Below are 14284 nucleotides of genomic sequence, written 5' to 3'. Positions count from 1 at the left end.
GTACTCGTTACTTGCCCGCGTCGGCCGGCTTCACGGTCATCGGCGGGTTCGGCCACAGGCCGTATACGGACGGCGCGTACAGCGCCTCGACGCGCGTCGGCGGCAGCCCGAAGGTGCCGACGTTGTTCAGCCGCACCGTGTATTCGACCGAGAGTTTGCCCTTCGGCAGATAGTCGTAATACGCGCGGTAGCCGTCGAAGTCGCGTTCGATGAACGCCGGCCACGCGCCGTCCGGGGATTTTTCGCCCTGCGTCGCGGATTCGGAGTCGCGGCCGAGGCCGGAGCCGAGGATCGTCGCGCCGGACGGGATCGGATCGTTGACGACGACCCACGTCATGTCGCTCTGCGCATCGATGTCGAGATGCACGCGCACGACGTCGCCGCGCGTCAGCACACCCTTGACGGCGGGCGACACGGGCGTGACCGTCTTCGTGATCCGGTAGCCGGCCGCGAACGGCGCGCGCAGCGCAACGGCCGCGAGGCTTTCGACGGTCGCCCACGGGCGGCCCGTTCCGTCCTGGATGACGGACAGCGTGGCCGGCGCCTGCGCCGCACGCGGCCACGGCATCAGCACGCTGCGCGCGGCGGCGGCGCGGGTCGCGGCGGTGGCCGACGCGGGGGCGTCGGCGGGCGCCGGCGGCTGCGACCAGGAAATCGCGCGCTCGTTGCCGCCGAGCGCGACCTTGGTCGTGCCCGCCACCGGCGTGCTCTCGTAGGTGCGCGAGAAGCGTTCGATCGCGAGCTGGCCGAGCGCGTTCGACGTCGTCGTCTGCCATGCGCCCTGGCGTTGCAGCGCGAGGAGGCCGGTCGCGATGCGCGGCATCTCGTCCTTCCACGCCGGGTCGCCCGCGAATTCCAGCGCGAGACGCGCGGCGTTGGTCTCGTTGCTCGTCATCAGCCACCACAGATCGTCGTCGCGCGCGGTCGAGAACACGAGCTGCGTGCCCTGGTACGTGAGGCGCGCACGCAGGATCTGCTCGACCTGCGCGCGTTTCTCGTCACGCTGCGGGATGTCCTTCACACGCGTGAGGATCGCGTGATAGTCGATCACCGCCGAGGTCGGCCACTGGTTCGGTGCGATCTCGATCGAACCGAGCATGCGGCCCTGCGCTGCACCGTAACGCGACAGCGCCTCGATCGCGGCGAGCTTGCGCAGATCGCGATCCTGGCGCGGCGCCCACGCGTTGCGCTCGATGCGGCCGTCGACGAAGCGTGCGAGCCCGGCCTCGAGCTGCGTGCGCAGGTCTTCCGGCAGCGCGAAGCGCGCGTCGAGGCGTGCGGCCTCGTCGGCGACCACGAGCAGGTAAGACGACAGCGTCGGGCTGCCGTAGTGTGCATCGTCGGACGACGGCGGGAAGTAGCTCGCGAGGCCATCGCTGTCGAGGTACACCGGCATGCGCGCAACCAGCGCCTGCCATTGCGCGGCGTCATGAAGGCCGATCGCGCGCGACGTCTGCTGTTCGAGGCAGCGATACGGATAGCGCTCGAACCAGCGCCGCACGCCGGGCAGGCCGTCGGCGAGCTTCGACTGCAGCGACACGGCGATGCCGCCGCGCGGCGCGCCCTGTGCGTTGTTGACGGCGCCGGCCGGAGCCGACACGGGCACAGTCAGCGTGCCGTCGACCTGCGTGAGCGTGGCCTGCTGCACGGTGACCGGCAGCGCGGGCACGACCTTCTGCGCGACGGCCAGCGCATCGGACGCGCGCTTGCCACCTTGCTCGGCCGCCTCGATGCGCCAGTTCAATGCGCCGGCCGCGTCGAGCGCCTGCTCGGGCACGGTGATCGTCCATGCAATCTCCGTCGCCGCATTGGCCGCGAGCGACACGGTTTGCGGCGCGACGTCGAGGCCCGTCACGCGCGGCGTCACGACGACCTGCATCGCGCGGTCGGTCGTGTTGCGCAGCGTGACCTGCGCGCGGAACGCATCGCCTTCACGCACGAGGGGCGGCAGCCCGGAGATCAGCTGCAGATCCTGGGTGCTGCGAATCGACGTGCTGCCGGTGCCGAAGCGATCGGGGCCGACCGCCGCGATCGCGACGATCCGGAAGCGCGTGAGCGCGTCGTTCAGCGGCACCTCGACGGTCGCGCTGCCGTTCGCGTCGAGCGTCACGCGCGGATTCCACAGCAGCAGCGTGTCGAACAGCTCGCGTGTCGGCGAGCTGCCGCCGCCGCCGCCCGCCGGCACGGCCTTGCGGCCGAAGTGGCGGCGGCCGACGATTTCCATCTGCGCGGTGGCCGTCTCGACACCGTACGCGCGTCGCTGCAGCATCGCGTCGAGCAGGTCCCAGCTGTTGTTCGGCATCAGCTCGAGCAGCGCCTCGTCGACGGCCGCGACCGCGATCTGCGTGCCGGCTGGCGCCGGCTGGCCGTTCGGCAGCGTGACCTTCACGTGCGCCTGCGCCTTGCTGCGCACCGTGTACCGCGTCGCGTCGGTCGTCACGGACACGCCGAGACGATGCACGCCCGTGCCGACCTTGATCTCGCCGAGGCCATAGCGGAACGCGGGCTTCGACAAATCGACGAACGCGGTCGGCGCTTCATAGTGACGGCCTTCGCGCCAGAACGCGCGGGCCCATTCGACCGGCGCCTTCCAGCCCCAGGTGAAGAACGAGTACCACGGCACTTCGCGAATTCGGCCGCGCAACGCGAGCACCGACACGTACACGTTCGGCCCCCACGATTCGCCGACCTTCAGGTCGACGGTCGGGTTCTTGCCGTTGAGTTCGACGATGTGCGTTTCCATCACGCCGCCGCGTTCGACCGCGACGAGCGCGGTTGCGTAGCGGAACGGCATGCGAACCTGGAAGCGGGCCGTTTCGCCCGCCTCGTAGGACGTCTTTTCCGGGATCACGTCGATCCGGTCGGTGTTGTCGCCGCCGAACCAGAGTTCGTCCTCGCGCGTGACCCAGACGGACGTCGACGCATTCGACGTGCGGCCGTCGCCGTCCTTCGCGACCGCGATCAACTGGATGTTGCCGGCCTGTTCGAGCGTCGCGTCGCAGGCCATGCGGCCCTTGTCGTCGGTCTTGCCCGAGCACAGCACGCCGAGGTCGCGCGTGTCGCTCTTGTTGTCGTATGCGTAGAAGCCGCCGACCATCCGCTTGCGCGACGACGTCGTGATGTGCGCGACGCCCTTGATCTCGACCGCCACCGATGCGCGCGGCTTGCCCTGCAGGTCGACCGCGAGCGCCTGCACCGGCACGCGCTGGCCGACCGACACCCAGCGGCCGGCCTTGATGCCGGCCACGACCGCGGCCGGCCACAGGATCGTGTCGCCGCGGATCGTCTGCACTTCGCCGTTCGGGTCCGCGAACGTTGCCTCGAGCGCGATGCGCTTCGGCGCGTCGACGTCGGGCAGGCCCTTGAGCGTGACGGTGCCGGCGCCGTTGCGGTCGAGCGTCAGCGGCAGCTTGTCCGCGATCAACCGGGTCGCGTCGGGATCGTTGTTCGCGGCCGATGCGCTGTCGCCGTCCTGCGCATCGTCGTCGGCATTGCCGTCGCTGCGCTCCGGACGATACGGCGTGAAGCTGAAGTCCTCGAAGCGATCCGCGAACGGCGGCGACGCCCACTTCATCAGCGCCGACACCTGCACGGGCAGGTTCGATGCGCCGCCGCCCGACACGTAGTCGATCTGCACCGCGAGCGGCGCTTCCTTGACCGCGACGAGCGGGCTCTTCTGCGCGTCGCGCGCGCCGATCGACCCCTTGAGCACCGGCAGGCGGAATGCCTCGACACGGAAGCTGCCGCTGTAGTAGCTGGCGGTCGGTGCATCGTCGGGGCCGCCTTCGAGCGAGACGCTGTATTCGCCGAGCTTCGCCGCGGGCGGCAGCGTGAATCGCGTGTCGGCGCTGTGGTCGGCGGACCACGTGAGCGGCAGCTTGTAGGTCTGGTCGGAGCCGAGATGGCGGATCGTCACGCGCGTCGGGTATTGCGCCGGGAACGCGAGGCTCTGCAGCGTCTCGGTGCGCAGGAAGTGTTTCATCGACACGGTTTCGCCGGCACGCAGCAGCGTGCGGTCGAATACGGTATGCGCGCGCACGGTCGGCGCGCTGTCGGTGTCGGTCGGCACGTTGAAGCGCCACGATTCGATCCCGCGGTTCCAGTTCGAGCTGACGAATGCCATGTCCGGGCCCGTCCTGGGATCGTCGACGCGCGCCGACACGAAGTAGTCGTCGAAGCGTTCCGACTGGCTGCATTCGTGCTTCGGCTCGAATGCACCGTCGATCTTCAGCAGGCCGTGCACATCGGTCTTGCCGGACGCGATTTCGTCTCCGTTGCAATCCGACACGCGGATTCGCGCGTTCGGCACGGGCTTGCCCTTGTCGAGCGTCGTGACCCACACGAGGTTATTCTCGCGGCCCTGTTTCAGATGCACGCCGAGGTTCGTGACGAGCACGGTGGTACGTACGTACATGCTCGACGGCTTCGCGAGCAGCGAGCGGCCGAGCGCGGGCGACGCGAGTTCGAGCACGTAGAAGCCGGGTTTTTCGATCGGCACGCCGACGACCTCGAACGGACGCAGCGCCTTCGGATCAGCCTTCGGCAACGTCAGTGCCTGCGCACCCGGCTCTCCGGCGAGCAGCGACAGCGAGCGCACGTCGATGCGACGGTTCTGCGGCGCGGGCATCTTTTCGCCGGCCTGGAGCGGCACGTAGACGGGGTGCTGGCCCTTGCGCCGGAGCAGGCCCGGGATGCGCTCGTCGATCGTGCCGGCCGTCATCGACCAGTTGTCGAAGCGCTCGATGGTGCGCATCCATTGACGAATCGCGGTGTCGTCGTCGACTTTCAGGTTCGAGAATTGCGCGCCGCTCGTGTTGAGGCCCGCGACATGCAGGTCGGCCTCGACGTTGCGCAGCGTGACGGGCACGAGCGCAGGCGTATCCGGTTCGGCGAAACGCTCGACGATCCCGAAGGTGCCCGACGAGAATTTCGCGAGCGGCGGCATCGGCGCGGTGCGCGTCGCGAGCGGGAACAGGTCTGGGTTCGCGAGCGAGCGCTCGGTCACGTCGTGCAGGCCGGACGGCAGCTCGATCGTCAGGTTCGCCTGCGCGGGCAGCGGCGGGTTGAAGGTGACGGTCGTCACTTCGTCGCTGTGATCGTCGGCCGCGAAGGTCGGTGAAAGCGAACCGTCAGGGCCGCGCAACTTGATCGCCTCGGCGTTCTTGCGCGAGATCGGCGCATTGAACGACAGCGTGAGCGGACGCAGCGGCGTGCAGGGCGCCTTCGCATTTTCGCGCTCGCACGAGAAGCTCGCGGCGAACGGCGCGCGCACGGTGAAGTCGAAGCGGCGCTCGGTGTCGTTCGCGATGCCGCTCGGGCTCGCGACGCCCTTGCCGTAGACGAGTTGCATCTTCGCGCTCGCGGGCAGCGCCTGCGCGCACGACAGCGTCAGCACGCGCGCGGCGTCCTTCTTCAGTCCGAAGTGGTCGAGCAGCGCGTTGCGGGTATCGTCGTCGGCGGCCGTGACGGGGATGCGGTTGCCGATGCCGGCCGCTTCGCACCAGATGTTCGCGAGCGCGGAGCGCGGCTCGGCCGGGCCGTTCAGCTTCAGCACGAAAACCTGGCGCTCCTCGATCTCGCGCGAGCCGGGGCGCACTGTCACAGGGAACGGGCCGCCGGTCTGAAACGTGAAGCGGCGCGGGCCGCTGACCGCATTGCCGGCGACCGAGCGCAGCGTGTCGTTGAGCGCGACGGAGCAGCGCACGCCGGGCGGCAGGTCGTTCTCGAAATCGTAGACCCACGTCTTGTCGTCGAGCCAGTGTCCCTGGCCGCGTGCGGCGGTGGAGTCGTTGCAGGTCATGCGCGCGGGACTCGGCGCGGAGGCGGAACCGAACGCGACCATCGGTTCGTCGAACTTGACGACGCTTTGCCGCACTTCGGTGACGGTGCCTTGCGGCGACACGCTCACCGTGCGTGCGGCGCCCGCATGCAGCGACAGTGCCGCGGCAGCGCCGAGCGCCGTGACCGCGCCGATGCGCCAGAGCAGCCGTGTGGTGTGACGGGTTGAATTCGTATTGTTGTGCTTGTCGTGCTGCTTCATCGCTCGATGCCCTCGGAGGGAAGCTTTCTGTTTGATTGCACGCGATTCTAACCGACGCGCATGTGAGCGGATGAATGGAGACGGCGTGTCGCCGGCTTGCAATACGCCGGCATTCCGAAGCAGAATTGTCGCGTCGACGACACAAAAATGCAGCGAAATGTCGATTGTCTCGGATTGCGGAACATTTATTGGACTATAAAAGCATTGTCCAATTCGAATTGTGCGCGTACATTTCAGGGCCGCGCGAAAGTTTGAGAAATATCAAGCGTGGTTTTCCCGAATCCGGTGTTCGAGAGAAGGAAACATGCACAACGACAACACCCCCCACTCGCGTCGCGATCGCGACGCAGCCGCATCCGGCATCACGCGGCGTCAATGGCTGCAGGGCGCACTGGCGCTGACGGCGGCAGGCCTCACCGGCTCGCTGGCGTTGCGAGCCTTGGCCGATAATCCCGGCGCCGCGCCGCTCGATACGTTCATGACGCTCTCCGAAGCACTGACAGGCAAGAAAGGGCTGAGCCGCGTGCTCGGCGACCGCTTCCTGCAGGCCTTGCAGAAGGGCTCGTTCAAGACCGCCGACGGTCTGTCGCAACTCGCCGGCGCGCTCGCGTCCGGTTCATTGAGTCCCGATCAGCAGGCCTCCGCGCTGTCGATTCTCGAAGCGTGGTATCTCGGCATCGTCGACAACGTCGTGATTACGTACGAGGAAGCATTAATGTTCAGCGTCGTATCCGATACGCTCGTGATTCCTTCGTATTGCCCCAACAAACCCGGCTTCTGGGCCGAAAAACCGATCGAGAGGCAAGCCTGATGGCCGATACCGATACGCAAAAAGCCGACGTCGTGGTCGTCGGATCCGGTGTCGCAGGCGCGATCGTCGCGCACCAGCTTGCCATGGCCGGCAAGTCGGTGATCCTGCTCGAGGCAGGCCCGCGCATGCCGCGCTGGGAAATCGTCGAACGCTTCCGCAACCAGCCCGACAAGACGGATTTCATGGCGCCGTACCCGTCGAGCCCGTGGGCGCCGCATCCGGAATACGGCCCGCCGAACGACTACCTGGTCCTGAAGGGCGAGCACAAGTTCAACTCGCAGTACATCCGCGCGGTGGGCGGCACGACGTGGCACTGGGCCGCGTCGGCGTGGCGCTTCATCCCGAACGACTTCAAGATGAAGACCGTGTACGGCGTCGGTCGCGACTGGCCGATCCAGTACGACGACCTCGAGCATTACTACCAGCGCGCGGAGGAAGAACTCGGCGTGTGGGGCCCCGGCCCCGAGGAGGACCTGTACTCGCCGCGCAAGCAGCCGTATCCGATGCCGCCGCTGCCGTTGTCGTTCAACGAGCAGACGATCAAGAGCGCGCTCAACGGCCATGACCCGAAGTTCCACGTGGTGACCGAACCGGTCGCGCGCAACAGCCGTCCGTACGACGGCCGGCCAACCTGTTGCGGGAACAACAACTGCATGCCGATCTGCCCGATCGGTGCGATGTACAACGGCATCGTGCACGTCGAGAAGGCCGAGCAGGCCGGCGCGAAGCTGATCGACAGCGCGGTCGTCTACAAGCTCGAGACGGGTCCGGACAAGCGCATCGTCGCCGCGATCTACAAGGACAAGACGGGCGCCGACCATCGCGTCGAGGGCAAGTATTTCGTGGTCGCCGCGAACGGCATCGAGACGCCGAAGATCCTGCTGATGTCGGCGAACCGCGACTTCCCGAACGGCGTCGCGAACAGCTCCGACATGGTCGGGCGCAACCTGATGGACCACCCGGGCACGGGCGTGTCGTTCTATGCGAGCGAGAAGCTGTGGCCGGGTCGCGGCCCGCAGGAAATGACGTCGCTGATCGGTTTCCGCGACGGTCCGTTCCGCGCGACCGAAGCCGCGAAGAAGATCCATCTGTCGAACATGTCGCGCATCAACCAGGAGACGCAGAAGATCTTCAAGGCCGGCAAGCTGATGAAGTCCGGCGAGCTCGACGCGCAGATCCGCGATCGTTCGGCCCGCTACGTGCAGTTCGACTGCTTCCACGAAATCCTGCCGCAGCCCGAGAACCGCATCGTGCCGAGCAAGACCGCCACCGACGCGATCGGCATTCCGCGCCCGGAAATCACTTATGCGATCGACGACTACGTGAAGCGCGGCGCCGTGCACACGCGCGAAGTCTATGCGACCGCGGCGCAGGTGCTGGGCGGCACGGACGTCGTGTTCAACGACGAGTTCGCGCCGAACAACCACATCACGGGCGCGACGATCATGGGCGCGGATGCACGCGACTCGGTCGTCGACAAGGACTGCCGGACGTTCGACCATCCGAACCTGTTCATCTCGAGCAGCTCGACGATGCCGACCGTCGGTACGGTGAACGTGACGCTGACGATCGCGGCGCTGGCGCTGCGGATGTCGGACACGCTGAAGAAGGAAGTCTGACCGTGCGGAAATCTACTCTCACCTTCCTCCTCGCTGGCTGCCTCGCGCTGCCGGGCCTCGTGCGCGCGGCCGACTCGGCCGATCCCGCGCAGATCAAGCGCGGCGAATATCTCGCGGTCGCGGGCGACTGCATGGCCTGCCACACCGCGAAGGGCGGCAAGCCGTTCGCCGGCGGCCTCGGCATGCCGGTGCCGATGCTCGGCAAGATCTATACGAGCAACATCACGCCGGACCCGGACACCGGCATCGGCAACTGGACGTTCGACGACTTCGAGCGCGCGGTGCGTCACGGCGTGTCGAAGAACGGCAACAACCTGTACCCGGCGATGCCTTACGTGTCGTACGCGAAGATCAACGACGACGACGTGCAGGCGCTGTATGCGTACTTCATGCACGGTGTCGAACCGGTCAAGCAGACGCCGCCGAAGAACGAGATTCCCGCGCTGCTGAGCATGCGCTGGCCGCTGAAGATCTGGAACTGGCTATTCCTGAAGGACGGCGCGTACGCGCCGAAGCCGACGCAGAGCGCCGAGTGGAACCGCGGCGCGTACCTGGTGCAGGGCCTCGCGCACTGCAGCACGTGCCACACGCCGCGGGGCATCGCGATGCAGGAGAAGTCGCTCGACGAGACGGGCGGCAGCTTCCTGTCGGGTTCGGTGCTCGCGGGCTGGGACGGCTACAACATCACGTCCGACCCGAACGCGGGGATCGGCGGCTGGACGCAGCAGCAACTCGTCCAGTACCTGCGTACCGGCAGCGTGCCGGGCCTCGCGCAGGCTGCCGGCCCGATGGCCGAGGCGGTCGAGCACAGCTTCTCGAAGATGACCGACGCCGACATCGGCGCGATCGCGACGTATATCCGCACGGTGCCGGCCGTCGCCAGCGGCGACGCGAAGCAGTCGCGCTCGTCGTGGGGCAAGCCGGCCGAAGACGGCCTGAAGCTGCGCGGCGTGGCGCTCGCATCGTCGGGCATCGATCCGGCGCGGCTGTATCTCGGCAACTGCGCGACGTGCCACCAGATGCAGGGCAAGGGCACGCCGGACGGCTATTACCCGTCGCTGTTCCACAACTCGACGGTGGGTGCGTCGAATCCGGCGAACCTGGTGCAGGTGATCCTGAATGGCGTGCAGCGCAAGGCCGGCAGCGAGGACGTCGGCATGCCCGCGTTCCGCAACGAGCTGTCGGATGCGCAGATCGCCGCGCTGGCGAACTACCTGACCGGCCAGTTCGGCAATCCGGCCGCGAAGGTGACCGAGCAGGACGTCGCGAAGGCGCGTTGACGCCGGACGCGACGCGGCACGAAGCAGGGCAACACTGACAAGAGGAGGCGCACAGCACATCGGGCGGGCCCCGATGCCGGTTGTTGCAGAGCGGGGCGGGCGGCCGGCAGCCGCCCGTTCCGGTTCACAGGCAATCCGGTGCGCGCGGTTCGCGCACTGCTTTCGTTGATCACACCATGACACCGAATCAACCGTTTCTCGCTTCCCAGCGCGATGTGCTGCTGCTGCTGTCCCGAATCCTGCTCGTGATCCTGTTCGTGATGTTCGGCTGGAAGAAGATCGTCGACTTCTCCGGTACGATCGCGTTCATGGGAAGCGAGGGTGCGCCTGCACCGATCGTTTCGGCGGCAATCTCCGTCGTGATGGAGCTGTTCGCCGGCATCGCGATCCTCGTCGGTTTCCAGACGCGGCCGCTCGCGCTGCTGCTTGCGCTGTATACGATCGGCACCGGCTTGATCGGCCACCACTACTGGACGATGACGGGCGGCGAGCAGATGAACAACATGATTCATTTCTACAAGAACATCGCGATCTCGGGCGGCCTGCTCGCGCTCTGCGCGGCGGGCCCCGGACGTTTTTCGATCGATCGCGGGTAAACGGATCGCCGGCGCGCGCATGGGGCGCGTGTCGGACGGTCGGGACTCCGAGGGGGCATCATTTTGCGACTCAAACATTTCGCATGGCTGATCGTGGCCGCCACGCCGGCGGCCGCGTTCGCACAGACAAGCGTGACGCTGTACGGCCGGATCGACGGCGGCGTCGAATACCTGAACCACATCGCGACGCCCAACGGCAGCTCGACGCGCTGGAGCGCGGAAGGCGGCGACTGGGGCACCAGCATGTTCGGCCTGAAAGGCGTCGAGGATCTCGGCGGCGGGATGTCGACGGTCTTCAACCTGGAAACCGCGTTTCAGGTGATGAACGGCACGACGGGCGGTGGACGCATGTGGTCGCGCCGCGCGTATGTCGGGCTGAAGAGCGACACGTGGGGACAGCTGCAGGCCGGCCGCAACCTGTTCATCGACAGTGATGGCGTGTGGGAATTCGATCCGTTCGTGCAGCAGGCGTTTTCGTCCGCATCGCTCGTGCGCGGGCGCAACTGGCAGCAGAGCAGCAACAACATCGAATATCACAGCCCGGTGATCGGCGGCTTCGACGTGCAGGCGCAATATGCGTTCGGCAACCAGTCGCGCGGCTTCAACTACGGCGCGGCCGACGACTTCGGCCGCTCGGACGGGATCATGATCTCGTACCACTCGCCGGTGCTCGACGTGCGCGGCATCTACGACGAGCTGCGCGACAACAACGGCAAGTTCAGCAATATCTTCACCGCTTCGCGCGAGTATTTCGTCGGCGCGAACGTGAAGGTGTCGAAGTTCAAGATCCAGGGCGCGTATACGCACTACCAGGCGCCGGATAGCCCGGCGGGCGTCGCCGATCGCGCCGATCACTACTGGCTCGGCGCGACCTACACGGCAACGCCGCAGTGGGCCGTGACGGGCGGCGGGTATTACGTGAAGGTCGGTGACGGCGGCGGCGATGCGTCGCACGATCCGTCGGGGCACGCGATCATGTACGTGCTCGGTACGACGTACAACCTGTCGAAGCGCACGTTCCTGTACGGGACGGTCGCGTATGTGCGAAACGGCGGCAACTCGAACTTCTCGCTGCTCGCGTCGCCGCGCGACGCGACGTCGGGCACGAGCCCGATGACGGGCGAGTCGCAGACGGGCGCGTATGTCGGGATGATGCATACGTTCTGATCGAGGCGTAGCGCACGCAAGGCACGGGTGACGGTGGCCCGTGCCTTGTTGCGTTTACGGCGACGGACGGTCCTCTGGCGCTGCCGGTTCATGTGAGCAGTGTCGATCACACAAAAGGAAAGACCCCGTCGAAACCGGCGGGGTCGGTGGATCGACGACGTTGCGGCCGCGCACGTGCCGCGCATCGCCCGTCAGTTAATCGAGTGCTTTCCCGGCCTTCTCGTCCATGCAGCGAATGGCGAGCAGCGTCATCGCACCACAGCCGATCGCATACCACGCAGGCGCATTCGGGTTGCCGGTCGCCGCGATCAGCCAGGTCACGAAAAACTGCGCGAAGCCGCCGAAGATCGCGACGCCGACGCTGTAGACGAGCGCACCGCCCGTCGCCCGAACCGCACGCGGGAACAGCTCGCCGAGCATCGCACCGGTCGCGCCGATGTTGATCGCGTGCACGACAGAGAGCGCGGCGATGATCGACAGCAGCGACGCGGCGCCTGGCCACCGGTTCAGCGCGATGAACGCGGGGTAGATCGCGGCCATCAGCACGATGCGCGTCCACCAGACGATTCGGTTGCGCCCGTAGACGTCGGACAGGTGGCCGCCGATCGGCGTCACCAGCATCAGGATCGCGCCCGCGACGCAGCCTGCCGTCATCGACAGCCAGGTCGGAAGATGCAGCACCTGCACGCCGTAGATCGCCATGTAGAACACGATGATATAGTGGATCGACGTGCCGCCGATCGTCACGCCGAGGCCCGCGAACACGGCCTTGCCGTGGTGGCGCAGCACATCGGCGAGCGGCAGCGACGCGACCGGCTCGTCGTGCGTGGCGGCGTGCGCGGCAGCCGGCACTTCCTCGACGGTCTTGCGCAGCCAGTAGCCGAGCGGTACGAACAGCGTGCCGATGATGAACGGCACGCGCCAGCCCCAGCTTTCGAGCTGCGCGGCATTGAGCGTCGACGTGAGCGCGACGCCGGTGAGCGCGCCGGCGAGCGCGGCGAGCCCCTGGCTCGAGAACTGGAACGACGCGTAGAAGCCGCGGCGGTGCTGCGGTGCCTGTTCGAGCAGCAGCGTCGTCGACGCGCCGACTTCGCCGCCCGATGCGAACCCCTGCAGCAGGCGTGCGAGCACGAGCAGCAGCGGCGCGGCGATGCCGATCTGCGCGAAGGTCGGCGCGACCGCGATCGTCGCGGTGCCGAGCGCCATCAGCAAGAGCGTCAGGATCATCGCCTTCTTGCGGCCGGCGCGGTCGGCATACATGCCGATCACGAGGCCGCCGAGCGGACGCGTGACGAAGCCGACGCCGAAGCTCGCGACCGCGAGCATCAGCTGCCCGAACGACGAGTGGACCGGAAAGAACAGCTTGCCGATCAGGATTGCGAAGAAGCTGTAGACCGTGAAGTCGTAGAACTCGAGCGCGTTGCCGACCGCGGCGGCCGCGATCAGGCGGCGTTTCTTCGCGGCGGCGCGGGCATCGGCCGGCGAGCCGGCGAACGGAAGGGCGGACGTTTCCATGGGGTTCCCCTGCTAAAGCGCGGAACTGCGTGATGAAGGGCCGTCAGGCCGCGAGCCAGGCTTCGGCGACGCGGACCCAGTAGCTCGCGCCGATCGCGAGGATGTCGTCGTTGAAGTCGTATCCGGGGTTGTGCACCATGCAGCCGCCCTTGCTGCCGATCCCGTTGCCGATGAACGCATAGCAGCCGGGGCGCGCCTCGAGCATGAACGCGAAGTCCTCGCTGCCCATCAGCGGCGCGGCCTCGGTCTCGACACGCTCGGCGCCGAGCATCCGGCGCGCGATGTCGGCTGCAAACGCGGTGGGTTCGGGATGGTTGACGAGCACAGGGTAGCCGTAGTCGTAATCCACTTCCGCGGTGAGGCCGAAGCTTTCCGCCTGGCCCTTCGCGAGCGCTTCGATGCGGCGGGCGAGCAGCGCGCGCACGTCGGCGTTCAGCGCGCGCACCGACAGCTTCATCACGACGGTTTCGGGAATGATGTTGAAGGTCTCGCCGGCCTGCACGCTGCCGACCGTGATCACGGCCGCATGCTGCGCATCGACCTCGCGCGCGACGATCGTTTGCAGCGCGACCATGATGCTGCCTGCGGCCGACATCGGATCGCGTGCGAAGTGCGGCATCGCCCCATGACCGCCGACGCCGCGCAGCGTGATCGTCACACGGTCGGCCGACGCCATCGCGGCGCCGGTGCGGAATGCCATGTCGCCGGCGGCCCGGCCCGGCATGTTGTGGATCGCGAAGATCGCATCGCACGGGAAGCGGTCGAACAGGCCGTCGTCCATCATCGATTTCGCGCCACCGAAGTTTTCCTCGGCTGGCTGGAAGATCAGGTTCAGCGTGCCGGAGAACTGGCGCGTCGCGGCCAGGTGACGCGCCGCGCACAGCAGCATCGCGGTGTGGCCGTCGTGGCCGCATGCATGCATCTTGTTCGCATGGCGGCTCGCGTAGGGCAGGCCGGTGGCCTCGGCGAGCGGCAGCGCGTCCATGTCGGCGCGCAGGCCGACGGTGCGCGTGCCTTGTCCTTCGCGCAGCACGCCGACGACGCCCGTCTTGCCTATGCCGCGATGCACTTCGTAGCCCCAGCCGGTGAGCAGTTCCGCGACGAGATCGCTCGTCAGCGTTTCCTCGAACGCGAGTTCCGGGTGCGCATGGATGCGGCGGCGCACTTCGATGAGGTCTGGGGCGATCGCGGCGATGCCGGGGATGACGGGGTTCGCGGCTTGCAGCATGGTGTCTCCTGTGGGGCCGGTGGACGTT

At 67.3% G+C, this 14284-nt stretch carries 8 protein-coding genes; 5 read left to right on the top strand and 3 right to left on the bottom strand.

Annotation, left to right across the window (positions count from 1 at the left end; translation table 11 throughout):
* Nucleotides 1-7: 7 nt before the first annotated feature.
* Entirely contained in the window at nucleotides 8-6040 is a 6033-nt protein-coding gene (locus tag DIE11_RS09180; RefSeq protein WP_124623027.1) for an alpha-2-macroglobulin, read from the bottom strand.
* A gap of 304 nt (nucleotides 6041-6344) precedes the next feature.
* On the opposite strand from DIE11_RS09180, the gene DIE11_RS09170 reads away from it, so the two are divergent.
* From DIE11_RS09170 to DIE11_RS09150, 5 genes are all read left to right on the top strand, one after another.
* Nucleotides 6345-6851 carry a sugar dehydrogenase complex small subunit gene (locus tag DIE11_RS09170; RefSeq protein ID WP_124623025.1) on the top strand — a complete coding sequence of 169 codons (507 nt, stop codon included), beginning with the start codon at nucleotides 6345-6347 and terminating at the stop codon, nucleotides 6849-6851.
* Complete coding sequence (locus DIE11_RS09165; protein ID WP_124623023.1) at nucleotides 6851-8470, top strand: GMC family oxidoreductase; 1620 nt, start codon at nucleotides 6851-6853, stop codon at nucleotides 8468-8470. The genes DIE11_RS09170 and DIE11_RS09165 overlap by 1 nt, the downstream gene beginning before the upstream one ends.
* A gap of 2 nt (nucleotides 8471-8472) precedes the next feature.
* Nucleotides 8473-9750 (top strand): cytochrome c, encoded by a 1278-nt coding sequence (locus DIE11_RS09160; RefSeq protein WP_124623021.1) that lies wholly within the window; start codon nucleotides 8473-8475, stop codon nucleotides 9748-9750.
* Nucleotides 9751-9926: 176 nt separating this feature from the next.
* On the top strand, nucleotides 9927-10346 hold the full coding sequence (locus DIE11_RS09155) for a DoxX family protein (RefSeq protein WP_059607238.1): 420 nt from the start codon (nucleotides 9927-9929) through the stop codon (nucleotides 10344-10346).
* A 63-nt stretch (nucleotides 10347-10409) separates the two neighbouring features.
* Nucleotides 10410-11513 (top strand): porin, encoded by a 1104-nt coding sequence (locus tag DIE11_RS09150; protein ID WP_059533872.1) that lies wholly within the window; start codon nucleotides 10410-10412, stop codon nucleotides 11511-11513.
* A 195-nt stretch (nucleotides 11514-11708) separates the two neighbouring features.
* On the opposite strand, the gene DIE11_RS09145 is transcribed toward DIE11_RS09150, so the two are convergent.
* A complete protein-coding gene (locus DIE11_RS09145) occupies nucleotides 11709-13028 on the bottom strand; it encodes an MFS transporter (protein WP_124623019.1) in 1320 nt (439 codons plus the stop codon).
* Between the two features lie 43 nt (nucleotides 13029-13071).
* Nucleotides 13072-14256 (bottom strand): M20 aminoacylase family protein, encoded by a 1185-nt coding sequence (locus DIE11_RS09140; protein WP_124623017.1) that lies wholly within the window; start codon nucleotides 14254-14256, stop codon nucleotides 13072-13074.
* Between the last annotated feature and the right edge of the window lie 28 nt (nucleotides 14257-14284).

The organism is Burkholderia sp. Bp9012 (assembly GCF_003853825.1).
Classification (GTDB): Bacteria; Pseudomonadota; Gammaproteobacteria; order Burkholderiales; family Burkholderiaceae; genus Burkholderia; species Burkholderia diffusa.
This window is presented reverse-complemented; position numbering and strand designations above follow the sequence as displayed.

What these genes read in the sequence shown, in the direction of transcription:
- DIE11_RS09180 (WP_124623027.1), bottom strand. Translation starts at nt 6,040, where the DNA reads ATGAAGCAGCACGACAAGCACAACAATACGAATTCAACCCGTCACACC.
- DIE11_RS09170 (WP_124623025.1), top strand. Translation starts at nt 6,345, where the DNA reads ATGCACAACGACAACACCCCCCACTCGCGTCGCGATCGCGACGCAGCC.
- DIE11_RS09165 (WP_124623023.1), top strand. Translation starts at nt 6,851, where the DNA reads ATGGCCGATACCGATACGCAAAAAGCCGACGTCGTGGTCGTCGGATCC.
- DIE11_RS09155 (WP_059607238.1), top strand. Translation starts at nt 9,927, where the DNA reads ATGACACCGAATCAACCGTTTCTCGCTTCCCAGCGCGATGTGCTGCTG.
- DIE11_RS09145 (WP_124623019.1), bottom strand. Translation starts at nt 13,028, where the DNA reads ATGGAAACGTCCGCCCTTCCGTTCGCCGGCTCGCCGGCCGATGCCCGC.
- DIE11_RS09140 (WP_124623017.1), bottom strand. Translation starts at nt 14,256, where the DNA reads ATGCTGCAAGCCGCGAACCCCGTCATCCCCGGCATCGCCGCGATCGCC.